At 63.6% G+C, this 22,654-nt stretch carries 22 protein-coding genes; 6 read left to right on the top strand and 16 right to left on the bottom strand.

Annotated features, from left to right (window positions below; all coding sequences use genetic code 11):
• Positions 1-65 precede the first annotated feature (65 nt).
• Together HDG39_RS20125 and HDG39_RS20120 are read left to right on the top strand one after the other, a co-directional pair.
• Positions 66-1,181, top strand: a complete 1,116-nt coding sequence (locus HDG39_RS20125; protein WP_184008006.1) for a succinylglutamate desuccinylase/aspartoacylase family protein — start codon at positions 66-68, stop codon at positions 1,179-1,181.
• 329 nt (positions 1,182-1,510) lie between these two features.
• A complete protein-coding gene (locus tag HDG39_RS20120; RefSeq protein WP_184008005.1) occupies positions 1,511-2,689 on the top strand; it encodes a porin in 1,179 nt (392 codons plus the stop codon).
• A gap of 94 nt (positions 2,690-2,783) precedes the next feature.
• Here the strand turns inward: HDG39_RS20120 and HDG39_RS35165 are convergent, their stop codons facing one another.
• Entirely contained in the window at positions 2,784-2,918 is a 135-nt protein-coding gene (locus HDG39_RS35165) for a hypothetical protein (RefSeq protein WP_260328097.1), read from the bottom strand.
• A 134-nt stretch (positions 2,919-3,052) separates the two neighbouring features.
• Between HDG39_RS35165 and HDG39_RS20115 the strand changes: the two genes are divergently transcribed.
• Together HDG39_RS20115 and HDG39_RS20110 are read left to right on the top strand one after the other, a co-directional pair.
• Positions 3,053-4,345, top strand: coding sequence for an MFS transporter (locus HDG39_RS20115; protein ID WP_184008004.1), 1,293 nt, complete (start codon positions 3,053-3,055; stop codon positions 4,343-4,345).
• A 44-nt stretch (positions 4,346-4,389) separates the two neighbouring features.
• Positions 4,390-5,445 carry a serine hydrolase domain-containing protein gene (locus HDG39_RS20110; RefSeq protein ID WP_184008003.1) on the top strand — a complete coding sequence of 352 codons (1,056 nt, stop codon included), beginning with the start codon at positions 4,390-4,392 and terminating at the stop codon, positions 5,443-5,445.
• A gap of 135 nt (positions 5,446-5,580) precedes the next feature.
• On the opposite strand, the gene HDG39_RS20105 is transcribed toward HDG39_RS20110, so the two are convergent.
• The 3 genes from HDG39_RS20105 to HDG39_RS20095 form a co-directional block, all read right to left on the bottom strand.
• Entirely contained in the window at positions 5,581-7,314 is a 1,734-nt protein-coding gene (locus tag HDG39_RS20105; protein ID WP_184008002.1) for an IlvD/Edd family dehydratase, read from the bottom strand.
• A gap of 225 nt (positions 7,315-7,539) precedes the next feature.
• On the bottom strand, positions 7,540-7,965 hold the full coding sequence (locus HDG39_RS20100) for a DUF1801 domain-containing protein (RefSeq protein WP_184008000.1): 426 nt from the start codon (positions 7,963-7,965) through the stop codon (positions 7,540-7,542).
• Positions 7,966-8,225: 260 nt separating this feature from the next.
• Complete coding sequence (locus HDG39_RS20095) at positions 8,226-9,017, bottom strand: DUF899 domain-containing protein (RefSeq protein ID WP_184007998.1); 792 nt, start codon at positions 9,015-9,017, stop codon at positions 8,226-8,228.
• 296 nt (positions 9,018-9,313) lie between these two features.
• Here HDG39_RS20095 and HDG39_RS20090 point away from each other — a divergent pair, with 296 nt between their 5' ends.
• Positions 9,314-9,757, top strand: a complete 444-nt coding sequence (locus HDG39_RS20090; protein ID WP_184007996.1) for a VOC family protein — start codon at positions 9,314-9,316, stop codon at positions 9,755-9,757.
• Between the two features lie 53 nt (positions 9,758-9,810).
• Here HDG39_RS20090 and HDG39_RS20085 read toward each other — a convergent pair whose 3' ends face one another.
• The 9 genes from HDG39_RS20085 to HDG39_RS20045 form a co-directional block, all read right to left on the bottom strand.
• Positions 9,811-10,188 (bottom strand): BON domain-containing protein, encoded by a 378-nt coding sequence (locus HDG39_RS20085; RefSeq protein WP_184007994.1) that lies wholly within the window; start codon positions 10,186-10,188, stop codon positions 9,811-9,813.
• Positions 10,189-10,218: 30 nt separating this feature from the next.
• Positions 10,219-11,364, bottom strand: coding sequence for a porin (locus HDG39_RS20080; RefSeq protein WP_184007992.1), 1,146 nt, complete (start codon positions 11,362-11,364; stop codon positions 10,219-10,221).
• Positions 11,365-11,503: 139 nt separating this feature from the next.
• Positions 11,504-13,129 (bottom strand): 3-(methylthio)propionyl-CoA ligase, encoded by a 1,626-nt coding sequence (locus tag HDG39_RS20075; RefSeq protein WP_184007990.1) that lies wholly within the window; start codon positions 13,127-13,129, stop codon positions 11,504-11,506.
• A 49-nt stretch (positions 13,130-13,178) separates the two neighbouring features.
• On the bottom strand, positions 13,179-13,535 hold the full coding sequence (locus HDG39_RS20070) for a Rieske (2Fe-2S) protein (RefSeq protein ID WP_184007988.1): 357 nt from the start codon (positions 13,533-13,535) through the stop codon (positions 13,179-13,181).
• 32 nt (positions 13,536-13,567) lie between these two features.
• On the bottom strand, positions 13,568-14,134 hold the full coding sequence (locus tag HDG39_RS20065; RefSeq protein WP_184007986.1) for an RBBP9/YdeN family alpha/beta hydrolase: 567 nt from the start codon (positions 14,132-14,134) through the stop codon (positions 13,568-13,570).
• Between the two features lie 18 nt (positions 14,135-14,152).
• Positions 14,153-15,001 carry a TauD/TfdA dioxygenase family protein gene (locus HDG39_RS20060; protein ID WP_018424780.1) on the bottom strand — a complete coding sequence of 283 codons (849 nt, stop codon included), beginning with the start codon at positions 14,999-15,001 and terminating at the stop codon, positions 14,153-14,155.
• Between the two features lie 10 nt (positions 15,002-15,011).
• A complete protein-coding gene (locus tag HDG39_RS20055; RefSeq protein WP_184007984.1) occupies positions 15,012-15,992 on the bottom strand; it encodes a quinone oxidoreductase family protein in 981 nt (326 codons plus the stop codon).
• Positions 15,993-16,099: 107 nt separating this feature from the next.
• Positions 16,100-17,422 carry an MFS transporter gene (locus HDG39_RS20050; protein ID WP_184007982.1) on the bottom strand — a complete coding sequence of 441 codons (1,323 nt, stop codon included), beginning with the start codon at positions 17,420-17,422 and terminating at the stop codon, positions 16,100-16,102.
• Between the two features lie 157 nt (positions 17,423-17,579).
• A complete protein-coding gene (locus HDG39_RS20045; RefSeq protein WP_184007979.1) occupies positions 17,580-18,635 on the bottom strand; it encodes a beta-keto acid cleavage family enzyme in 1,056 nt (351 codons plus the stop codon).
• A 242-nt stretch (positions 18,636-18,877) separates the two neighbouring features.
• Here HDG39_RS20045 and HDG39_RS20040 point away from each other — a divergent pair, with 242 nt between their 5' ends.
• Entirely contained in the window at positions 18,878-19,879 is a 1,002-nt protein-coding gene (locus HDG39_RS20040; protein WP_184007977.1) for an AraC family transcriptional regulator, read from the top strand.
• 87 nt (positions 19,880-19,966) lie between these two features.
• On the opposite strand, the gene phaC is transcribed toward HDG39_RS20040, so the two are convergent.
• From phaC to HDG39_RS20025, 3 genes are all read right to left on the bottom strand, one after another.
• Complete coding sequence (gene phaC / locus HDG39_RS20035; protein WP_184007974.1) at positions 19,967-21,709, bottom strand: class I poly(R)-hydroxyalkanoic acid synthase; 1,743 nt, start codon at positions 21,707-21,709, stop codon at positions 19,967-19,969.
• A 14-nt stretch (positions 21,710-21,723) separates the two neighbouring features.
• Positions 21,724-22,194, bottom strand: coding sequence for a MaoC family dehydratase (locus HDG39_RS20030; RefSeq protein WP_184007972.1), 471 nt, complete (start codon positions 22,192-22,194; stop codon positions 21,724-21,726).
• 82 nt (positions 22,195-22,276) lie between these two features.
• The coding region (locus tag HDG39_RS20025) for an electron transfer flavoprotein subunit alpha/FixB family protein (protein ID WP_221305802.1) at positions 22,277-22,654 on the bottom strand (378 nt) is incomplete at its 5' end.

The raw sequence follows: 22,654 nt of genomic DNA, 5'->3' as shown, positions 1-22,654 counted from the left end.
GCATCTTTCCCCTTGCAATCAACCACCTAGCGCGGCTGCTCCGAACGGGCCGCGAAGCCAAAACCATGCAAACCCAGACCCATCCGCTGATTGCCCCGTCGCTTGGCACCGCCCGTGAACTGACGAGTTTCCACTACGGTCCCGGCGGCGGCCAGAAAATCTATATCCAGTCGTCGCTGCATGCGGACGAACTGCCCGGGATGCTGGTGTCGTGGTCGCTGCGCCGCAAGCTGGCCGCGCTCGAAGCCGCGGGCAAGCTGCGTGGCGAAGTCGTGGTCGTGCCGGTGCCGAATCCGATCGGCCTTAATCAGCATCTGCTCGGCCAGATGCTCGGCCGCTTCGAAACCGGCAGCGCGCAGAACTTCAACCGCAACTTCTACGACCTCGCGGAACTCGTGCAGCCGTTCATCGAATCGCGTCTGACCAGCGACATCGACGCGAACCGCGCCGCCATCCGCGCGGCGATGCGCGAAGCGCTCGACGCGCAGCAGCCGACCACCGAACTCGGCTCGCAACGCCTCGCACTGCAAAAGCTCTCGTACGACGCCGACGTCGTGCTCGATCTGCATTGCGACTGGGAAGCCGCGATGCACCTGTACACTAATCCGGACCTGTGGCCCGAAGTCGAGCCGCTCGCGCGCTACCTGGACGCGAAGGCGTCGCTGCTCGCGCTGAACTCGGTCGGCAATCCGTTCGACGAGATCCACAGCTTCTGCTGGTCGGATCTGCGCGGCCGTTTCGGCGAGCGTTTCCCAATCCCGAACGGCGGCATCTCGGTCACCATCGAGCTGCGCGGCCAGCGCGATGTGTCGTACGAACTCGCGGAAAAAGACGCGCAGGCGGTCATCGAGTATCTGACCTTGCGCGGCGTGGTCGAGGGCGAGCCGGCGCCGATGCCGCCGCTCGAATTCGCCGCGACGCCGCTCGCGGGCGCCGAGCCGCTCGTCGCGCCGATCAGCGGCGTGCTCGTCTATCGCTGCGAGGTCGGCACGTGGATGGACGCGGGCCAGGAAATCGCGGACATCGTCGATCCGTTGACGGACCGCGTCGTCACGATCAAAAACACCGTGGCCGGCGTGCTGTACGCGCGGCATCTGGCGCGTTTCGCGACGGCCGGCCTCGAATTCGCGCGCATCGCCGGCGCGACGCCGTTCCGCAGCGGCTCGTTGCTGAGCAACTGACACCAACGACGCTGCGACCGTCGATGCTGTCGCGGCCGGCCATGTAACTGAATTTTCACGCACCAGCTGAAATAACCGATCGCCCGCCGCCAGGCGGGCGATTCGCTGCCACGCGTCCAGCCTCACTCCAGGGTCGACCGACCCGCCCCGCCACCGATACACCTGCCTCCGGTGCACACGCAAAGTGTCGCGCCGACACGACACCTTGAAAAGAATTTTTCAGTGTCACATACCTTACTCTGCGTTCCCTTAAATTGCCGGCCATCGCACGACGTTGCCGCAGAGCAGCGCGTCGCGATCGCCAAAATTTGCTAACTCGGAGAAGTACTTTGAACAAGAAAATCCTGACCGCCGCTACGTTTGCCGTCTTCGCCTCCGCCGCTCACGCACAAAGCAGCGTCACGCTGTACGGCCTGATCGATGCCGGTATCAGCTACGTGAACAACTCGAAAACGGCCACCGGCCACAGCAGCCTGACCAAGTACGACGACGGCGTCGCGAACGGCAGCCGTTGGGGCCTGCGTGGCACGGAAGACCTCGGTAACGGCCTGAAAGCGCTGTTCGTGTTGGAAAACGGCTTCAACAGCGGGAACGGCACCGCCGGCCAGGGCGGCGCGATGTTCGGGCGCCAGGCGTACGTCGGCCTGTCGCAGAACAACGTCGGCTCGCTGACGTTCGGTCGCCAGTACTCGTTCTCGACCGACTACCTCGGCTCCAACTACGCGACCGGCGGCCAGACCGTCGCGGGCAACTACGCTTACCACATCAACGACGTCGACCAGCTCACGTCGAGCCGTATCAACAACTCGGTCAAGTTCAGCAGCGCGAACTTCTCCGGCCTGACCTTCGGCGCGATGTACGGCTTCTCGAACACGGCAGGCGGCTTTGCCGGCACGCCGGCTACGGGCACGTCCACTGCCCCGGTGGCAGGTTCGTCGCGCGCTTACAGCTTCGGCGCGAACTACGCGAACGGCCCGTTCGGTATCGGCGCGGCGTACACGGACATCCGTTATCCGGGCCAGGCATCGCCGGCCTTCTCGACTTCGCTGGCAAACGTCAGCTTCCCGACGATCGGCAACGGCCAGATCCAGGATCTGCGCACGGTCGGCGTTGGCGGCCGTTACGCTTTCGGCCCGGCGACGCTGTGGGCTCTGTACACCAACACGCGCCTCGCACCGATCTCGGGTGGGTCGACCACGTTCGCCGCCTACGAAGCAGGCGCGAAGTACGCGGTCACGCCGGCTATCACGGCAGGCGCGGGCTACACGTACATGCACCTGAGCGGCGCGAACGTCGGTCACTGGAACCAGGTGGACCTGAGCGGCGACTACGCGCTGTCGAAGCGCACGGACGTGTACGTGCTGGGCATCTATCAGATCGCGTCGGGCCGCAACGGCACGCAGGATCTGCAGGCACAGATCGGTTCGAGCACGAGCTACTTCAGCACGTCGGGCGTCGGCGCCGACAACCAGCTGGCGTTCCGTGTCGGTATGCGTCACAAGTTCTAAGCGGACGGTTCGTAGTGGGGAACACCTGTGTTCCCTGCCTGATTGAATCGATGGAAAGCGCCCTACGGGGCGCTTTTTCTTTTGCGGCGCGAAATCAGTCGAGCAACATCGGATTCTCGATCGCGCCCGTCAGCAATTCGACGAACACCGGATCGAACGCGTGGCCGCCGAGACTGCATGCGATATCGAATAGCTGGGTCAGCTCGATTCCGCTTTGCCGTTTCGGCAACGATATCTGCCAAATATTGTAATTGTCTATAAATATCGTCCACCCCAACATCGGGTCACACGCTTCGATCCCGCGCCCGCGCCGCTCACGCGACACTGCCGGCGCGCCTCCCAATGCCGCCAGAGGATTTCGTCATGAGCATGGACTCCGTCACCACCGCCGACGCGCTCGCGCGGCACACTTCGCGCTCGAGCGTATCGCGGCTGATTCTCGCGACCTCGATCGGCAACGCACTGGAGTTCTACGATCTGGTCGTATACGGCTACTTCGCGGCCGTGCTGTCGCGCACGTTTTTTCCGGTGCACGACCGCACCGTGTCGCTGCTGCTCACGCTCGGCACCTTCGCGCTGTCGTATCTCGCGCGACCGATCGGCGCGCTCGCGCTCGGCTCGTTCAGCGACCGCAAAGGCCGCAAGGCATCGTTGACGCTATCGATTGGGATGATGACGGTCGGCACCGGCATGATCGCGTTGATGCCGTCGTATGCGGCGATCGGCGTGCTCGCGCCGATCGGCGTATTTGCGTCGCGGCTGTTGCAGGGATTCTCGGCGGGCGGCGAGTTCGGCAGTTCGACCGCGTTTCTGATCGAACATGCGCCGGAGCGCAAAGGCTTCATGGCGAGCTGGCAATTCTCGAGCCAGGGCGCGAGCACGCTGCTGGCGTCGCTGTTCGGCGCGGTGTTGACGAGCACGCTGACGACCGCGCAACTCGAAGGCTGGGGCTGGCGCATTCCGTTCATGTTCGGCATGCTGATCGGTCCGGTCGGGCTCTACATTCGCCGTCGCATCGACGAAACGCCGGAGTTCGAGCGCGCGGAAAAATCCGCCGCGCCGGTGCGAGAAGTGCTCGCGACCCAAAAGGAACAGGTGCTCGTATCGATCGGCGCGCTCGTGCTGACCACCACGGCCAACTACATGCTGCTCTACATGCCGACCTACGCGGCACGGCAGCTCGGACTCGCACCGTCGTCGGGCTTCATCGCGACGTTCGCGGCCGGTCTGATCATGATGGTGCTCACGCCGGTCGTCGGTCATCTGTCCGACAAGGTGGGCCGCGTGCGCATCATGCTCGGCGCCGGCGTGCTGTTCTTCGCGACCGTGTATCCCGCCTTCGTGCTGATGAACGCGCACCCGTCGCTCGGCTCGTTGCTTGCCGCGGTCACGTGGGTCGCGTTGCTGAAGGCGACCTACTTCGCGCCGATTCCGGCCTTGATGTCCGAGCTGTTCCCGACCCGCACGCGCACGACCGGCATGGCGCTCGGCTACAACATCGGCACCACCGTGTTCGGGGGCTTCACGCCGCTCGCCGTCGCCGCGCTGATCGCGGCGACCGGCAATAATCTCGCGCCCGGACTTTATCTGATGCTCGCGGCCGTGCTCAGCCTTTTCACCGTGATGTGGGCACGCGTGCGACTGCATGCACGCTGAGTCTCTGCCTCGCGGGCTTCGTTGAACCGACAAGGACCTTATCCATGCAAGACCGTTTGCAGCAAGCCGTGCAGTTCGCGGTGAATCATGAATCGCTTTGGGACCGCCATGTGGGCGGCGCGTGGGGTGTGCACGTGAACGACCCGCCGCCGTGGAACAGGCTGCTCGGTCCCGTGCATGATCGCGGACCGGTGTCGGGCGCGATCGCCGTCGACGGCCGCGTGCTGACGAGCTGGGGCGAACCGGATCGCGCCGACCTGACCTTCAGTGTCGCGAAGATGTACCTCGCGCTGCTAGCCGGCGTCGCGCACGATCGCGGGCTGTTGCCCGACGTCGACGAACCGGTGCGCGTGCGCGTACCCGACATCGGCTTCGACGACGAACACAACGCGCCGATCAGCTGGGCGCATCTACTGCAGCAAACGAGCGAATGGCGCGGCACGTACTTCGGTTTGTCGGATCAGGCGGATCACTACCGTGCGGTCAATTTCGCCGCGCCGCCCGATGGCAAAAAAGGCGATCTGCGTCCGCCGCAACGGCCGGGCACGTACTGGGAATACAACGACGTCCGCATCAACCAGTTCTCGCTCGCGCTGCTGCATCTGTTCCGTCAGCCGCTGCCCGAGGTGTTTCGCGAAGCGATCATGCGGCCTTCGGGCGCGAGCGAAAACTGGCAATGGGTCGGCTACGACAATGCGTGGGTCGAAATCGACGGGCGACGCATGCAGTCGGTGCCGGGCGGCACGCACTGGGGCGGCGGCATGTCGGTCAGCGCGAACGATCAGTTGAAGGTCGCACAGATGCTGCTCAACGACGGCGTCGCGAACGGCCACCGCGTGCTGTCCTCCGAATGGATCGCGCGCATGCGCACGCCGTGCGCGATCGCGCCGTTCTATGGCTACCTCGTGTGGCTCAACACCGGGCGCAAGGTGTTCCCGAACGTGCCGGAGTCGAGCTATTTCGGCGTCGGCGCAGGCAGTTCGTTCACGTGGGTCGAACCGGAGCGGCGCATGACGGTGATCGTGCGCTGGCTGAATCCGGCCGCGGCGAACGAGTTCTTCGGGCTCGTGCTCGACGCGGTCGACAACCGCGGCCAATAGTCATTAGCCATTAGCGGCGCACCATCCAAGGCAACTGCGCCGCGAACGCCAACGACAGGTCAAAAAAATGCGGGCGATGCACGAATGCATCGCCCGCACGGTCATGGGCCGAGCCGTTGCCGTTGCAACGGCGCGTCAGTGCGAATGCCGCGGCACCGCGGAACCTCGACACCCCACGAGGAAGTCGAGGTCGCAACCTTCGTCGGCCTGCAGCACGTGATCGATATACAGGCGCCGGTAGCCGCCACCTTCCGGCGGCTGGGGCGGCACATGCTGCGCGAGACGGCGCTCGAGTTCCGCGTCGCTGACATCGAGGTGCAGCGTGCCCGCGTCGCAATCGAGCTCGATCCAGTCACCGTCCTGCACCGCGGCGAGCGGGCCGCCGGCCGCCGCTTCCGGCGTCACGTGCAGCACCACGGTGCCGTAGGCGGTGCCGCTCATGCGCGCATCGGAGATGCGCACCATGTCCTTCACGCCCTGCCTCAGCAGCTTCGGCGGCAGGCCCATGTTGCCGACTTCGGCCATGCCCGGATAACCCTTCGGCCCGCAGTTCTTCATCACCAGCACCGAATTCGCATCGACGTCGAGCGTTTCGTCGACGATGCGCGCCTTGTAGTGCTCGAGGTTCTCGAACACGACCGCGCGTCCGCGATGCTTGAGCAACTCGGGTGTCGCCGCCGACGGTTTCAGTACCGCGCCGCGCGGCGCGAGATTGCCGCGCAGCACGCGGATGCCGCCATCGGCGACGAGCGGCTTGTCGAGCGGACGGATCACTTCGTCGTTGGTGTTGGGTGCATCCTTCACGTTGTCCCACAGCGACTTGCCGTTGACCGTCAACGCGTCCGGATGCGGCAGCAGGTTCGCTTCGCCGAGCCGGCGCAGCACGGCCGGCAGTCCGCCCGCGTAATAAAACTCTTCCATCAGGAAACGGCCCGACGGCATCAGGTCGACGATCGTCGGCGTGTCGCGGCCGATGCGCACCCAGTCGTCGAGTTCGAGATCGATACCGATGCGCCCCGCGATCGCCTTCAGATGAATCACCGCATTGGTCGAGCCGCCGATCGCCGCATTGACGCGAATCGCGTTGATGAACGCCTCGCGCGTGAGGATCTTCGACAGCTTCAGGTCTTCGAGCGCCATTTCGACGATCCGGATTCCCGACATATGCGCAAGCACGTAGCGGCGCGAGTCGACCGCGGGAATCGCCGCGTTGTGCGGCAGCGACGTGCCGAGCGCCTCGGCCATGCAGGCCATCGTCGACGCGGTGCCCATCGTGTTGCAGGTGCCCGCCGAGCGCGACATGCCCGCCTCGGCCGACAGGAACTGATGCAGATCGATCTCGCCGGCCTTCAGCGATTCGTGCAGCTGCCACACCGCGGTGCCAGAGCCGATGTTCTTGCCGTCGAGCTTGCCGTTCAGCATCGGGCCGCCGGTCACGACGATCGCCGGCACGTCGCAGCTCGCCGCGCCCATCAGCAGCGCGGGGGTCGTCTTGTCGCAGCCGGTCAGCAGCACGACCGCGTCGATCGGATTGCCGCGGATCGCCTCCTCGACATCCATCGCCGCGAGATTGCGCGTGAGCATCGCGGTCGGACGCAGATTCGATTCGCCGTTGGAAAACACCGGGAATTCGACCGGGAAGCCGCCCGCTTCATAGACGCCGCGCTTCACGTGCTCGGCGAGCTTGCGAAAGTGCGCGTTGCACGGCGTCAGCTCGGACCACGTGTTGCAGATACCGATCACGGGACGCCCGTCGAACTCATGATCGGGAATGCCCTGATTCTTCATCCAGCTTCGATACATGAAGCCGTTCTTGTCAGCCGTGCCGAACCACTCGGCCGAGCGCAATTTCCGCTTTTTTTCCGACATACTAGGTCCTTGATGCATGTGCCGGGACCCTCACCGGCCAATTTGACTGAAGCGGCCCGCCCGGCGCTACGGCGCAAGGTTGCCGCTCAGTGTCCAGGGATGGTGCAGTGTACGGAGCGAGTTGATATCTTTCCAATCATATTTTGGGTCCTATCGATATCAGTTCTGGTATCGATCCGCCGAGGCTGGCGGCGCGGCGGGGCTGGCGAGCAGACTGTGCCGGCCTCAGGCGTCGCCGGACGCCTGCTTACGGCGGGCTTTCGGTAGTGCGCCGCGCGTATTCGTCTTCAGATGATTCTGGTTATAGTCGATCGCGGCGCAAATCAGCGCTTTCAGTGCGCGCTCGTCGACCTCGTCGCTTTCGAAGAAGTCGATAGCGCGCCGCGCGTTGCCTTCGAGGCCTGCGTTGAACAAGCCGTCCGGGTCGGCCAGGCCCGCCCCATGCGCGAAGGTCAGCTTGACCTTACCCTTGTGCGCGTTGGCGACCGCGATCATGCCGTCACGCGACCAGACCGGACTACCCATCCACTTGAATTCCTCGACGATCGCCGGGTCCGCCGCGAGCACGCATTGACGGATGCGAGCGAAGGTCGCGCCGCGCCAGTCGGTGAGTCCCGCGATCAGTTCGTCGATACGTTCGGATGCGTTCATCGGAGTGCGGCCCTCGTAAGCGGGGAAACGAAGCGGTTGAACCGATAGGATGCCGTAACGTCCCTGTCATTGTAATCATCTCCGCCTCGATTCGTGGCTGGCGCACGGCCGTTCCACGAGCGCGCTCAATACGACGACGTGATTTCAAACATCGAACGTACCGCGATACTGCTCATTCGCATCCGGGCATCGCTTCACAGTTTGCCCGCAGGCTGCAGCATCGGACGGAGAAACGACAGCGATCGATGATTCGTCAGGCGCTAGTCGTCGCGTTTCCGAAACGCAGCCTCTCCGGCATCTGACACCTCGACCCACTTCGGATCGGGAGCAGCGCCGGGGACGTAAGTGTCGTTCCAGTTCCACCACTTGTACGGTCGGCTCTGCGGGTAGCCCTCCGGCGAATCCTCCCACGTCTCCTGCCGCCCGAGCGCCGTCATGTCAAGGTAGCTCCAGATCGTGCCCATCGCCTCGTCCCCACGCCCGTTAATGAAGTACGTTCGGAACACCCGCTCGCCGTCCCGGATGAACGCGTTGTGGCCGTGCCATTCGTCCACGCCGAAGTCGGCGTCGAAACTGTCGGTGATGGTGTACCAGGGGATCATCTCCCAGCCCATCCGGGTCTTCTGCCGCGCGATATCGGCTTGCGGCGCGCGGGACGCGTACACCAGCGTAGTGTCGCGAGCGTTCAAATGGGCAAGGTGGGAGACCTGATCGGCCCCAAGGGAACAGCCAATGCACGCATGCTCTGGCCACCCGTGCACACCGGGCTCGAAAAAGGCGCGATAGACGACCAACTGGCGGCGGCCGTTGAACAGGTCGAGCAGGCTTACTCTGCCCTCCGGCCCGTCGAACGCATACGTTTTTTCCACCGCAAGCCATGGCATCCGCCGTCGCTCGGCGGCCAGCGCGTCGCGGGCACGTGTCAAGGCTTTCTCCTTGACGAGCAGCTGCTCGCGCGCGGCCTCCCACTCTTGCCGCGACACAATCGGTGGTGTCTTCATGGCAGGCTGTCCATCTTTCCCAAGCTTCTCAGGTGACTTGATCGTCGTCATCGTAACCTCCGGGTTAGAGCGATGTCCTGTGCGTTCGGGTCGGAGGCGGTTCGCTCACCGGGCATCGCTCGCTGTTGATGATGGGGTAGTTTAGGCCGCCGGACATCGAATGGTGGGAGTGACAAATGTGACGCGATTCAGGTGCAGCTTGATTCAGAAGGAGCAGCGCTAGCGACCTCGATTCATCGTCGGTCAAAAGCCGATGGAATCCCGTGGGTAGCCAAGCGACCGCTTGGCGGATCGGGGCAGACTATTATGTCCGGCAACCCCTATTCGCCCACCACCCGGAGGTGACGATGAACGCGATCCACGAGGTCTACCCCTATCTGCGCGTGCGCAACGCCGCACGGGCTATCGAGTTCTACGCGCAGGCATTCGGCGGCGTCGAGCAGTTTCGCCTGACCGAGCCAGGCGGCCGCATCGGTCATGCCGAAGTGAAGATCGGTCCCGCGACCGTGATGCTGTCCGATGAATATCCCGAGCATGACATGCTCGGACCGACCGGCGACAGCCGGCCGAGTGTGCTGCTGCATATCCACTGCGACGACGTCGACCCGCTGTTCGGACGAGCGGTTGCAGCGGGCGCAACCGTGGTCCGCCCGCTCACCGATCATTTTTATGGCGAGCGCTCGGCGACCGTGCGCGATCCATTCGGCCACGAATGGATGCTCGGCGCGCAGATCGAAGCGCTCACGCCTGAAGAGATGCAGCGCCGTTACACGGCGCTGTTCGACAGCTAGTGGATTGTTATATTGGGCTCCTCGCGCTTAATCCCCCGATGCGTGAGCTCTTTTTACATCCCGCCGAACGGCTTTGCCACCGTGAGCTTGTTGGTCACCGAAGTCACCCCCGGAACACCCTTCGTGATCTCCGCGACCTGATTGATCTGGGAAACGTCGGTGACCGTGCCGCTCAGCGTCACCGCGCCGCCTTTTGCGATGACGCTTATATTGCCGGCGCTGATCTCCTTGTGCTTGCCGATGGCGGCATACACCTGCCGACGCAGCGCGCGATTGGCTTGCCTCGAGCTGACGGGAGCGGCTGCACTAGCTGACATCGCGGGTGCGCCCGAAGGTGCACTAGCCGTCTGGCCCGACTGCGACCATGCGTTGCTCGACGCGGCCAGAATCAATATGGCAATCGCCAACGCGCGTGCGTGAATGCTTTTCATCGAATACTCCAGTTGTTATAGGTGACGTAATCAGAAGTTATGGCGGATGCCGACCATGGCCGCGGTGGTGGACACGCCTGGCGCAACCGGGGCGCCATAGACGATGGTCTGGTTCATGGTCCCCCTGTTGTTGACATAACCCACCTGCGCGTAAGCCTTGGTGCGCTGCGACAGGTTGTATTCCGCGCCCACGGCGAATTCGCCCGAATGGTTCGCCGAGTTGTTCTTGTCTTTCAGGTAGTAGTACCCGGACGTAATCTTGAAACGCGTATTGAACTGGTAGCCGAGGCCCCCCGAGATCATTTCGAAGTCCGCGGTGTTGGTATGGGCCGGGTTCTTGCCGGCGCCGTACGAGGCCGACACCGAAAATCCGGCGATCGTGTACATCGCACCGAAATAGTAGAAACGGTTGTTCGCAAGCCCGGTCGCGGGGATAGCGGGCGCCGCCGGGTAGGTGATCGGGTACGGGTTGGTATCGTGGCCGTTGTAATACAACGCGGACAGATTCAGACCGTAGTTCGAATACTTGAGCACGGCCGACTCGCGCGTGCCGCCCTGGAAATGACCGGCCACGCCGCCCGGCGCGTACTCGAGCGCGAGCGACGCGCCATGGAATTTCGGCGAGTTGTAGACGAGCGCGTTGCTGTCGTACAGCGCGCCGATCGGCGCGTTCGTGCTCGTGCCAGGCCAGCCGGCCGCCTGATTGATGCCCAGCCACGCGGTCAGAATACTGCCGAAATACTGCGCGCCGCGGACGTCGGTTTCCGCCATCGCGTAGATCATCGGAATGATCTGCCGGCCGGCGTCGAAGGTACCGAACGGCCCTGATGCGCCGACCGTCGCGAACTGGTTGAAGATCGCCGTGACGCCCGGCGTGTCGGACAGACCGAACTTGCCGTTCGCGGTGTTGAACGTACCCTGCAGCTTGAAGTTGATCTTGTAGCCGCCGCCGATGTCTTCGCTTCCCTTCACACCCCAGAAGCTCGCATAGATACCGCCGTCCTTCAGCTGATAAATTTTGCCCGTGTTCGGCGCGTGCGGCAGAAAGGTAGCCGCCGATGTGCTCTGATACAGCAGCCCCGTATCGACTACGCCATAAAGCGTCACTGACGACTGCGCATGAGCCGCGGTGGCGAAAATGGCCAACACGACAGCGCTGCTTGATTTCAACTTCATTGTGTCTCCTTCGCGTACCGGCGGTGGCGCAAAAGCCGATGCTGCGGTCGCTTCAAATGATTAGTGGTTTTGTATGCGCCCGGGGGTACCCGGTCGCGTTGTTGCGTGAATCGAACTGCGTTGCTGCGGGAGCCGCGCGTCAGGGCAGGTAGTAGTTGCCGAACTGTTCGCGTAACTGGTTCTTCAGGACCTTGCCTGTTGCGCCGATAGGCACCGTGTCGACGAACACCACTGCATCGGGGGTCCACCAGCGCGCGACCCGGCCGTTGAAGAAGGACAGCAGTTCGTCGCTGGCCAGCTCGCTGCCCGGCTTTCTCACGACCAGCAGCAGCGGCCGTTCGTCCCACTTCGGATGCCGTGCGGCGATACACACTGCCGTCGAGACTTCCGGATGCAGATAAGCGACGTTTTCGATCGCCGCCGAACTGATCCATTCGCCGCCCGACTTGATCACGTCCTTGCTGCGATCGGTGATCTGCATGAAGCCGTGCTGGTCGATCGTCGCGATGTCGCCGGTCGGAAACCAGCCGTCGCACAATGGCGACTCGACGTCGGCGCCGAAGTACTGCTGCGTGACCCAATGACCGCGCACCTGCAGATCGCCAGCGCTCTCGCCGTCCCACGGCAATTCATTACCCTGGGAGTCGACGATCCGCATGTCGATGCCGAACAGCGCGCGTCCCTGCTTCGCCTGAATCTTGTACTGATCCTCCATCGGCAGCGACTGCTGATGCACCTTGAAGCTGCAGACCGTGCCGATCGGGCTCAATTCGGTCATGCCCCACGCGTGCAGTACCTCCACCCGGTGGCGCTTCTGGAACGCCTCGGTCATCGCGGTCGGACACGGCGCGCCGCCGATCACCGTGCGTCGCATCGACGAGAAGGTCCCGCCCATCGCATCGACATGCGTGAGCAGTCCCTGCCACACGGTCGGCACGCCGGCCGACAGCGTCACGTGTTCCGTTTCGATCAGTTCATAGAGCGACTTGCCGTCGAGCGCCGGCCCCGGAAACACCAGCTTCGCGCCGACCATGCAGGCGATATAGGGCAGTCCCCACGCGTTCACATGGAACATCGGCACGACCGGCAGGATCACGTCGCGCGCGGAACAGTTCAGCGAATCGGGCAGCGCCGCCGCGTAGGTGTGCAGCACGGTCGAACGATGGCTATACAGCACGCCCTTCGGATTACCGGTGGTGCCCGACGTGTAGCACAGCGACGACGCGCTGTTTTCATCGAGCAGCGGCCATTCGAAAACGTCGTCCTGCAGCTCGAGCAGATCCTCGTAGCACATCAGCATGCCGGTCAGGTCGTTCGCTTGCGGCATGTGCGCGCGATCGGTCATCGCCACGAATACTTTCGGGCTCTTCACCCGGGGCGCGACGCTCTCGATCAGCGGCAGAAAGGTCAGGTCGAAGAACACGACACGATCTTCCGCATGCTCGATGATGTACGCGAGCTGGTCGACGTGCAGTCGTGGGTTCAGCGTATGCAGCACGGACCCGGAGCCCGACACCGCGAAATAGAGTTCCATGTGGCGATAGCCGTTCCACGCGAGCGTCGCGACGCGCTCGCCCTGGCCGACGCCGAGCGTCGCCAGCGCGTTGGCCATACGGCGCGCGCGCTGCGCGAGGTGCCGATACGAATAACGATGGATGTCTCCTTCCACGCGTCGCGACACGATTTCCTGTTCGCCGTGATGGCGCTCCGCGTGCGTGAGCAGCGCGGAAACCAGCAGCGACTGCTGCATCATCAATCCTTGCATCTTTCCGTCTCCTGATTGGTTGTGGCGTCTCGCGCCTGGCCTACCGGCCTTAAGTTGCCGCGCTGCCGGCTCGCGCTTGCGAGGGCGTCGCGTTCGGCGCGTCGAGACTGACCACCACCTTTGAATCCACTATTTCGACCGGGAAGGTCGTCACGCTCAATCCGCCTGTTCCCGCCATGCAGCCCGTGCGCACGTCGAAGCGCAGACCGTGCGCCGGACAGCGCAACATGCAGCCTTCCAGCTGGCCGCTCGACAGCGCGGCCCCGTTGTGCGGACATGTGTTGTCGATGGCGTGAAGCGAGCCTGCGATGTTGAACAGCACGATGCTGCGGCCATCGATGAAGGCCAGCTTGCGCTGGCCCGGCGCGAGCTCGCCGGCAACACCCACCACGATCCGACGCGACATCCCAGACTCCTTCTGATGTGACGCGGGCCGCGTCACATCAGTACCAGGCGGCGAATCAACGTCTCCGCCATCGGCCATTCGCCAAAGCCCGAAGCAGGGTTGAGGTGCCCCACTTCGCCGAGATCGACGAGGCGGCTGCCCCAGTCCTGCGCCATGTCCTGCACCCGCTCGAAGCGCGCGAGCGGATCGTTGCGGCTCGCGCCGACGATGCTCGGAAACGGCAGCGGCTTGCGCGGAATCGGCAGCCAGCCGTTCTGCTCGAGCGTATCCAGCTCCGGATAACCCGCCGGCATCGGCGTCTCGAGGTCCGCGGGCGCCGCGAGCAGCGCAGCGTGAATCTCGCGCTTGTGCTGCGCCGCCCAATGCACGGTGATCATCACGCCAGCGCTATGCGCGACCAGAATGACCGGGCCGTCGATCCGCGCGAGCGTGGCATCGAGCGCCGCGACGCGTGCCGCGCAACTGAGCTTGTCGTGCTCGAGCGGCGGCACCGACTGCGCCTTCGGCAGCCGTTGCTGCAGCAGGGTTTGCCAATGCTCGGCGACGTGGTCGCGCAGACCCGGAACCATCAGAATGGTCGGTTTCAATTCGTAATTCATGGGAAGCTACCTGCTAGTTCAGTACGGCTTGTCGCCGACGATGCCGGCGCGCTCCATCTTGCGGTGGCACGGCGGGTAGTCCATCACCGCATAGTGCTGCGTGCTGCGGTTGTCCCAGATCGCGATGCTGTTCTTCTGCCAGCGCCAGCGCACCTGGTACTCCGGGATGTACGCCTGGCTGATCAGATAGCGCAGCAGATCGCCCGCGCCCGGATTCGCGTCCTGCCCGAAGCGCACTCGCTCCGGCGTGTGAAAGTTCGTGAAATGGCTCGTGAAAGCGTTCACGAACAGCAACTTCTCCTTTGTTTCCGGATGCGTGCGCACGACCGGATGCTCCGCGTCAGGAAATTGCGCCTTCAGCGCGAGACGCTTTTCGATCGGCATCGCGGCACCGAAGCTCGCCTCGATGCTGTGGCGCGCGCGCAGGTCCGCGATCTGAGCCTTCACGTGCGCCGGCAGATTCTCGTAGGCGAGGACCATGTTCGCCCACATCGTGTCGCCGCCGACGGGCGGACACTCGACGCAGCGCAGCACGGCACCGAACTGCGGCGCTTCGCGCCAGGTGGCGTCGGCATGCCACGCGTTTTCGTAGCGGTCGTTGGGCTGATCCGGGGTCTTGTAGATACGCACGAGGCCCGGATTTTCCGGATCGCTGCCCGCGACCGGATGGTCTTCCAGTTCGCCGAAGCGGCGCGCGAACGCCACGTGTTCGGCACGCGTGATGTCCTGGTCGCGCAGGAACAGCACCCGGTGCTTCAGCAGCGCCGAGCGGATTTGGGCAAACAGGCCATCGTCGTAGATGGCGTGGGCGAGATTCACCCCGATCAGTTCGGCGCCGATCGAGTACGTCAGTTGTTCGACTCGCATGGCTAGCTCCTTAGATCACGAAGACCGACGAACCCGTCGTCTTGCGCGATTCCAGATCACGATGGGCTTGCGCCGCATCTTCGAGCGCATAGCGCTGATTCAACTCGATCTTGATGTGTCCCGAGGCGATGAGCCCGAAGATTTCGCCGGCAAGCTCGTCCTTTTCGGCCGGGTCGGCGATGTAGTCAGCCAGAGCCGGGCGGGTCAGATAGAGCGAGCCTTTCATAGCCAGCAGTTGCGGATTGAACGGCGGGATCGGGCCGGAGGCCGTGCCGACGCAAACTAGCAGACCTCGGCGCTTCAGCGAATCGAGCGAAGCCTCGAAGGTGTCTTTGCCGACGCTGTCGAACACGACGTTCACGCCGACACCATCGGTCAGTTCGCGCACCCGCCTGGCGACGTCTTCGTGGCTGTAGTTGATGATGTGGTCGCAGCCGTGCGCACGGGCCACCTCGCCCTTGGCCTCAGTCGAAACCGTGCCGATCACGGTCAGACCCAGCAGCTTCGCCCATTGCGAAACGATCAGGCCGACACCGCCGGCGGCGGCATGCAGAAGGATCGTGTCGCCCGCCTTGAAGTCGTGAATGCGGCGCATCAGATACGCGGAGGTCAACCCGCGCATGGTCATGCCGGCAGCCGTTTCGCAGTCGATCGCATCGGGCAGCCGGATCAGCGGCGCGGCCGGAATCAGGCGTTCGGTGCTGTACGCGCCGAGCGTGTTGAGGAAGCCCGTGTAGGTCACACGATCGCCCACCGCAACGTTCGTGACGTCCGGGCCAACGGCCTCGACCACGCCGGCGGCCTCCACGCCCATCCCCGCGGGCAGCGGGACCGGATACAGGCCGCTGCGAAAGTAGGTGTCGGCGAAATTAAGGCCCACTGCCTGATGGCGCAGGCGAACCTGACCGGGACCGGGGTTGCCCACTTCGACGTCCTCGTAGCGCAGCACGTCGGGACCACCAGTTTCATGAAAGCGAACTGCCTTTGCCATGTTGACTCTCCAATTCTTTACTTGATCTGCACTTTGCAGAATTCGTTGCGCCAGCGGCGCAGTTACAGGTTCCGTGCTCCGCGCCGTCCGCGCGGCACCATGCGATGTCAGCGTGCGGCCTGCTCGCGCAGCGTGTTCAGCCGATCCAGATCGCCCGAGTAGTTCCGTTTGCCGATCATGAATGCGGCGGCCGCGACGAGCGGTGCGAACGGCACCAGTTGCAACGCGCCCAGCAGTCCGATCCGATCGGCGATGATCCCCGTGAGAACAGCCGCCGGCGCGAGGCCCAGCAGGTTGTTCGCGAGCGTCAGGGTCGCAAACGCCGAGGCGTGAATCGTCGGCGGCGTGAGGTTCGCCACCATCGCACCCGACGGGCCGCTCGCACCGGCGCAGAAGAACATGCCGGCGCCGATCACGACCAGCTGCCACGGTCCCGCGGGCATCCGCAAGCCAATCGCGAGCAGAACGAAACAGGCGAGGCAGAAGGCGATCGCGGCGCTCCACTTGCGTTCCCGCATGTTCTTGCTGAGTCGGTCGGCGAGGTTTCCGCACACCACCATGCCCACCCCGGTCACCAGCACGAACACCGCCGCGCACATCGCAGCCTTGCCGGTGGCCATGCCGTAGTAGCGATTCAGGAAGCTCGGCATCCATGCCCACACAGCGGCGGGAACCAGCAGATGGAGTCCGCTGCCCACATAGGCGCACACCACGGACTTCGTCGAAAACAACCCCTTCATCAGCGCGCGCAGGCTCATGCGCATGCCGCGCGATTGCGCCTGCCTCGTCACGCTCGCCGGCTGCAGCGGCACAAGACGCTTTTCGGTGACGACGAGGCGGTAGATCACGACCAGCACGACCCCCATCGCCGCCATGGCGCCGAATGCCGAACGCCAGCCGAGGTGAGCCGCCACCGCGCCGCCGAGCGCCATACCCAGCACCGAGCCGAACGCGCCGCCCGCCATGAAGGTGCCGGTCAGCGTGGAGCGCAGCCGGACCGGAAAGATGCTCAGAACTACTGCGATACCGACACTGCCATAGGCCGCTTCGCCGATTCCGACAAAGGCACGCGCCAGCAGCAACTGCCCATAGTTCGCCGAGATCGCGCAGCCCACCGTCGCGAGACTCCACATCGCCGCCATCAGCACGATGCTCTTCACGCGGCCCCAGCGGTCGGCCAGAACCGACAGCGGGAACGTGAGCACACCGACCATCAGCGCGACCACGCTGCTGAGCGAACCCAGCTGCGCATCGGACAGATGCCATGCCGCCTTGAGCGGCGGAAACACGGCATTCAACACTTGCCGCGACATATAGTCGGAAAGCAGCAATCCGACCGTCAACGCAAACACCACCCACGCATAAGCGCGCACGTCCGTCTGAGCTGCCGAAACTTCGCCCGTCGTGGGCCCTGCCTGCTGAACGAGCATATATTTAGTCTCCTTCCACGCTGACTCCCTGGCGACCGCCTTGCCCGCGTGGGCCGACGACCTGTTATGGATTCAGCTATCTGCTCCCCGCTATGCACCGGGAGCGTTGGCCATGAAGCCCGGCCTCGGCCAATGCGCCGGCCCGGGCTCCTGGCGATCACGCCGCGCGAAGCGGCAGGTTCCTGACACCGGCCTGGCGGTTCGGCGCCATACCGTTGGCGACCAGCGTCTCTTCGACCGTCTCGTACTGCACACCAATACGATAGATCTCGCGCGCTTCTTTGCCAGTGGCAATTTCACGCCCCAGTTCGCGCGCGACGCGCACGCACTGCTCGATCTGCTGCACCGACGTGAAGCGCTTGCCGTGCTGATCGATGATCGTGTCCTCGATGCCGCAGCGCGGATGCAGGCCCATCGACATCGCCATCATGTTGAACGGCAGCACGTTCTTCAGCAGCGACTCGGCGGTGAGCGTGCAGCCATCCGGCGCGCGATGCACGAAGTTGAAGAAGTTGAATGGATTGGGGCCGTCGAAGCCGCCACCGATACCGATCCACGTCAGGTTCAGCGGGCCCTTGTAGACGCCCTTGCGCACGAGGCGCTCGAGCGTTTCGAGCGCGTGGATGCCGGTGAGCTGGAAGTGCGGCTGGATGCCCGAAGCCTGCAGGCGGCGCAGGTGTTCCTCGACCCATGCGGGGCCAGCCGGCACCGTCATTTCACTATAGGCGGCCATGAACGCGGGGTTGGAAAGCGAGGTGCCTTCCAGATACTCCGGATAGAGCAGCTCCATGATGTTCATCTGCGTGGTGTTGATCGCGACCGTCACCTGATCGGGCTTCGGATCGAGATCGGCCAGCATATGGCGCGTGTCGTCGGACAGCCACTTCGCGGCTTGTCCGTCGTCTTCCGGTGCAAACGAGATCGAGCCGCCGACCTGAATGATCATGTCAGGCACTGCCGCGCGCACACCCGCGATCAGTTCATTGAACTTCGACAGGCGCTTCGAGCCCTTGCCGTCCAGTTCGCGCACGTGCAGGTGCAATACCGTGGCGCCGGCGTTGTAGCAATCGACGGCCTTCTGGATCTGCTGGTCCATCGTCACGGGGATGTCTTCCGGGAAGTCCGCCGGCATCCATTCCGGGCCGTAAGGGGCGGTGGTGATGACTACCTTGTCCTGATTCTCAGGGTGCAACGAATCGTCGAGAAATTGCATTTGTTTGCCTCCATCCAGTTTTGAAGTGACAGTGTTCCGCTATCGCGAGGTCGCATGAAAATTTGCTGGAACACTTCGAACGACATGTGCCCACGATACGGCAATCACGGGCTACACTTTTGTGATTGGACGCCATCCTTTTAGCGATTCGTGCCACTGCGCGTTAACACCAATAGTTGCGCGAAGCAAGTGTTTAATGACAAGAAAAATACTCAGCGTATGAATCGTCCGGAGAAACTACGATGGAAACGATGGTGACGTCGGTAGCCATGAGCGGTTATTTCGAAGTGACGCGACGGCTTGGACTCAATCCGGTCGAGCTCGCGAAACAGGCCGGCATCGACGCCGGCGCGCTCGCGAATCCGGACGATCGCGTATCGGCCACCGCCTGTTGCCGGCTACTGGAAATGACGGCCGATAAGGCGTCGTGCCCGACCCTCGCGCTGCAAATGGCGGAAACGCGGCAGACCTTCGGCAGCGGCGTGATCAATGTCCTGCTCGCGCACAAACGCACGCTGCGCGAAGTGTTACTGGCCGCGGCCGAATACCGCCATCTGCTCAACGAAGCGCTGGCGGTGTACGTCGAGGACGCGGACAATACGGTCACCATTCGGGAGGAACTCGTCGTCGAACGAGGTACCCCGACAAGGCAGGCGATCGAACTCGCGCTCGGTGTGCTCGCGCGCCACTCCGGTGCTCTGCTCGGCAAGTTCTGGAAACCGCGCGAGGTCCACTTCACGCATCCGGCGCCCAAAGACCTGACGTTTCATCGACGCTTCTTCGGCTGTCCGCTGGTGTTCGGCAGCGACTTCAACGGGTTCGTCTGCGCGAGCGCCGATCTCGACTACCCGAATCCACTGGCCGACCCCGAACTCGTGCGCTACGCGGAGAGCCTCGCCTCTCCGCTGAACGCGAGCGCAGCGGAATCGGCCGCGCTGGAAGTGCGCAAGGCGATCTACCTGCTGCTGCCGCTCGAGCGGGCGAACGCCGAGCTGGTTGCACGTTATTTGCATCTGAGCGTGCGCACCATGCAACGGCAGTTGAATTCGGCCGGCACCAGCTTTTCGGATCAGGTCGAGGAAGTCAGAGGCGAACTCGCCGTGCGCTACATGAGCAATCCCACCTATCCGATCGGACGGGTCTCGGCGCTTCTCGGCTACGCGCAACAGGGATCGTTCACGAACTGGTTCGTGTCGCGCTTCCACATGACGCCGCGCGACTGGCGCGCGAGCCATGCGAAGTGACGGCCGGTGGCAGTGAAGACAAAAAAAACGGAGGCTGATGCACTGAACATCACCCTCCGTTGTTGCCGCACCCGCTATCGCCACCGCTCACTCGGCGCGAAGCTTCACATAGCGGCCCGGTGCGCTCTCGATTGCCTTGTACTTCCTGTTGCCGAGCTTCGTGCGCGCCTCGACCTGCTCGCCGGAATGCTGCTTGACCCAGTCGATCCAGTGATTCCACCAGCTGCCGCGCTGCTGAACTGACGTTGCGAGCCACTCGTCGGCGTTCTCGTCGCAGGCATCGTTGGTTCGGTAGCTGCGCTTGTTCTTCGAGGCCGGATTGATCACACCCGCGATATGGCCGCTTGCCCCCAGCACGAACTCGGTTTGACCGCCCAGTAGTTGCGTCGACTGATAGGCGGATCGCCACGGCACGATGTGATCTTCCTCGGCCGCCATCAGATAGCTTGGGATATCGATGTTGCCGAGATCCACCGGCGTGTCGCAGAACTTCAGTTTGTTCGGCACGCGCAGACTGTTTTCGAGGTACATGTTGCGCAGATAGAAGCTGTACATCGGGCCGGGCAGATTGGTCGTGTCCGCGTTCCAGTACAGCAGATCGAACGCGACCGGGGTTTTGCCTTTCAGGTAATTGTTCACGACATACGGCCAGATCAGATCGTTGGCACGCAGCGACTGGAATACGAAGCCGAGTTCGCGTCCGGGATAGAGCCCCCCGCCGCCGATCGTATGCTCGCGCATCGCCACGCCCTGCTCGTCGATGAACACGCCGAGATCGCCCGGGTCGGTGAAGTCGAGCAACGCCGTCAGCAGCGTCAGGCTGGCCACGGAGTCGTCGCCGTTCGCACGCATGACCGCCAGCGCCGACGACAGCATCGTGCCGCCCACGCACCAGCCCAATGCATTGACCTGGTCGGCCCGGCTAATCGCACGCGCGACGCTGATCGCCTGCATCACGCCGTCCTCGAGGTAGGCGTCCCACGTGGTCTGCGCCATGTCCTGCTGCGGGTTGCGCCAGGACACGACGAACACCGTCAGGCCCTGCTCGCAGGCGAAGCGCACGAAGGAATTCTCGGGCTGCAGATCCAGGATGTAGAACTTGTTGATGCACGGAGGAACGATCACGAGCGGCCGCGCGGCGACCTTCGGTGTCAGCGGCTCGTACTGGATCAGCTGAAACAGATCGTTTTCATAGACCACCGCGCCACTGGACGTGGCGACGCTGCGGCCCACCTCGAACGCGCTTTGATCCGTAATCGAAATCGAGCCGCTGCCCAGATCGTCGAGCAGATGCGTGACGCCCGCGAGCAGGCTCGATCCGCCCGATTCCACCGCCGCCCGGATGACTTCGGGATTCGTCGCGACGAAATTCGCGGGGCTGGCGAAGTCGATGAACTGGCGCATGAAAAAGCGCAGCTTGTGCTTGCCCTTTTCGTCGAGCGCGCTCGCATCGACGAACTCCGCGAGCGCCCGGGCATTGATCAGATAGCTCTGTTTAAGAAGGCTGTACCAGCCGTTGCTGGACCAGTCGTCGGCGTGAAAGCGCCGATCTCCCTGCTCGGGCTCGGCGACCGCCTTCAACTCGGTGCGCCCGCCGATCAATCCGGCGACGGCGTCGCTCCACAGTTGCGCCTGCTGTTGCAGATAGTGGGCGCTCGTGTGGGTCACGGAGCCTCGCGCGACCGGCCAGTTGAAATCGAAGTCCGAGCCGTCGGTGTCGGGCACCGTCGTAGCGTATTCATCCTTGAGCGGCGAAAAACGCCATAAATCGAAGCCGGCATTGACCCAGCCCGTGGAAAACTCGTGTGGCATGCTGAATGGCATTCTCATGGCGGGGCTCGCTGTCATGCTTTGCTGACGGCGCAAGCCGCGTCCGCGACGACACGGTCGCGGCAGGTCGTCGGCATGACCACGGCGTCGCCTTCGATCACCACCTTGCCGCCGACCGTGCAAACGGTGGACAGCACCACGCGGCGCTTGTCGTGAATCAGTTCCTTGACGGTCACTTCGGCCTGCACGGTGTCGCCGGGTCGAACCGGCGCCTTGAAGCGCAGGTTCTGGCCAAGGTAGATCGTGCCCGGGCCGGGCAGCCGCCCGGCAATTGCCGCGGAGATGATGCTGGCGGTCAGCATGCCGTGAGCGATGCGCCCCTTGAAGAGTGTGGTTCGCGCAAACTGCTCGTTGATGTGAACCGCGTTGATGTCTCCCGACGCGCCCGCGAAGAGCAGAATGTCCGCCTCCGTGATGGTCTTGGCGAACTGGGCACTCATGCCCGGTTGCAGGTCTTCGAAATCGTATCCGTTAAGCTCATTCATGATTATTCCGTTTGCTGGGCACGCATTTGCCCTCTTCTGACGCGTACTGCGCGTTGTGCCGGACGCCAACCGCTGGATGCGGTTAGCCGAGCGCCTGCTCGAGTTCCGGCACGAGGGTGAACAGATCGCCAACGAGGCCGTAATCTGCGACGCCGAAGATCGGCGCCTCTTCGTCCTTGTTGATCGCGACGATGACTTTCGAGTCCTTCATGCCGGCGAGGTGCTGGATCGCACCCGAGATGCCGACCGCCACGTACAGTTGCGGCGCGACGATCTTGCCGGTCTGGCCGACCTGATAGTCGTTCGGCACGAAGCCCGCGTCGACCGCCGCACGCGATGCGCCCAGTGCCGCGCCGAGCTTGTCCGCCAGCGGCTCGAGCACCTTCATGTAGTTCTCGCCGCTGCCCAGACCACGGCCACCCGACACGATGATCTTTGCGCTCGTCAGTTCCGGACGATC

The organism is Paraburkholderia lebeckiae (assembly GCF_014201005.1).
Classification (GTDB): Bacteria; Pseudomonadota; Gammaproteobacteria; order Burkholderiales; family Burkholderiaceae; genus Paraburkholderia; species Paraburkholderia tuberum.
The sequence above is the reverse complement of the archived record's forward strand: the minus strand, read 5'-3'. Positions and strand labels throughout refer to the sequence as shown.

Excerpts from the sequence above, each read along its gene's own strand:
- HDG39_RS20125 (WP_184008006.1), top strand. The coding sequence starts at position 66 with ATGCAAACCCAGACCCATCCGCTGATTGCCCCGTCGCTTGGCACCGCC.
- HDG39_RS20115 (WP_184008004.1), top strand. The coding sequence starts at position 3,053 with ATGAGCATGGACTCCGTCACCACCGCCGACGCGCTCGCGCGGCACACT.
- HDG39_RS20110 (WP_184008003.1), top strand. The coding sequence starts at position 4,390 with ATGCAAGACCGTTTGCAGCAAGCCGTGCAGTTCGCGGTGAATCATGAA.
- HDG39_RS20105 (WP_184008002.1), bottom strand. The coding sequence starts at position 7,314 with ATGTCGGAAAAAAAGCGGAAATTGCGCTCGGCCGAGTGGTTCGGCACG.
- HDG39_RS20100 (WP_184008000.1), bottom strand. The coding sequence starts at position 7,965 with ATGAACGCATCCGAACGTATCGACGAACTGATCGCGGGACTCACCGAC.
- HDG39_RS20095 (WP_184007998.1), bottom strand. The coding sequence starts at position 9,017 with ATGACGACGATCAAGTCACCTGAGAAGCTTGGGAAAGATGGACAGCCT.
- HDG39_RS20090 (WP_184007996.1), top strand. The coding sequence starts at position 9,314 with ATGAACGCGATCCACGAGGTCTACCCCTATCTGCGCGTGCGCAACGCC.
- HDG39_RS20085 (WP_184007994.1), bottom strand. The coding sequence starts at position 10,188 with ATGAAAAGCATTCACGCACGCGCGTTGGCGATTGCCATATTGATTCTG.
- HDG39_RS20080 (WP_184007992.1), bottom strand. The coding sequence starts at position 11,364 with ATGAAGTTGAAATCAAGCAGCGCTGTCGTGTTGGCCATTTTCGCCACC.
- HDG39_RS20075 (WP_184007990.1), bottom strand. The coding sequence starts at position 13,129 with ATGCAAGGATTGATGATGCAGCAGTCGCTGCTGGTTTCCGCGCTGCTC.
- HDG39_RS20070 (WP_184007988.1), bottom strand. The coding sequence starts at position 13,535 with ATGTCGCGTCGGATCGTGGTGGGTGTTGCCGGCGAGCTCGCGCCGGGC.
- HDG39_RS20065 (WP_184007986.1), bottom strand. The coding sequence starts at position 14,134 with ATGAATTACGAATTGAAACCGACCATTCTGATGGTTCCGGGTCTGCGC.
- HDG39_RS20060 (WP_018424780.1), bottom strand. The coding sequence starts at position 15,001 with ATGCGAGTCGAACAACTGACGTACTCGATCGGCGCCGAACTGATCGGG.
- HDG39_RS20055 (WP_184007984.1), bottom strand. The coding sequence starts at position 15,992 with ATGGCAAAGGCAGTTCGCTTTCATGAAACTGGTGGTCCCGACGTGCTG.
- HDG39_RS20050 (WP_184007982.1), bottom strand. The coding sequence starts at position 17,422 with ATGCTCGTTCAGCAGGCAGGGCCCACGACGGGCGAAGTTTCGGCAGCT.
- HDG39_RS20045 (WP_184007979.1), bottom strand. The coding sequence starts at position 18,635 with ATGCAATTTCTCGACGATTCGTTGCACCCTGAGAATCAGGACAAGGTA.
- HDG39_RS20040 (WP_184007977.1), top strand. The coding sequence starts at position 18,878 with ATGGAAACGATGGTGACGTCGGTAGCCATGAGCGGTTATTTCGAAGTG.
- phaC (WP_184007974.1), bottom strand. The coding sequence starts at position 21,709 with ATGAGAATGCCATTCAGCATGCCACACGAGTTTTCCACGGGCTGGGTC.
- HDG39_RS20030 (WP_184007972.1), bottom strand. The coding sequence starts at position 22,194 with ATGAATGAGCTTAACGGATACGATTTCGAAGACCTGCAACCGGGCATG.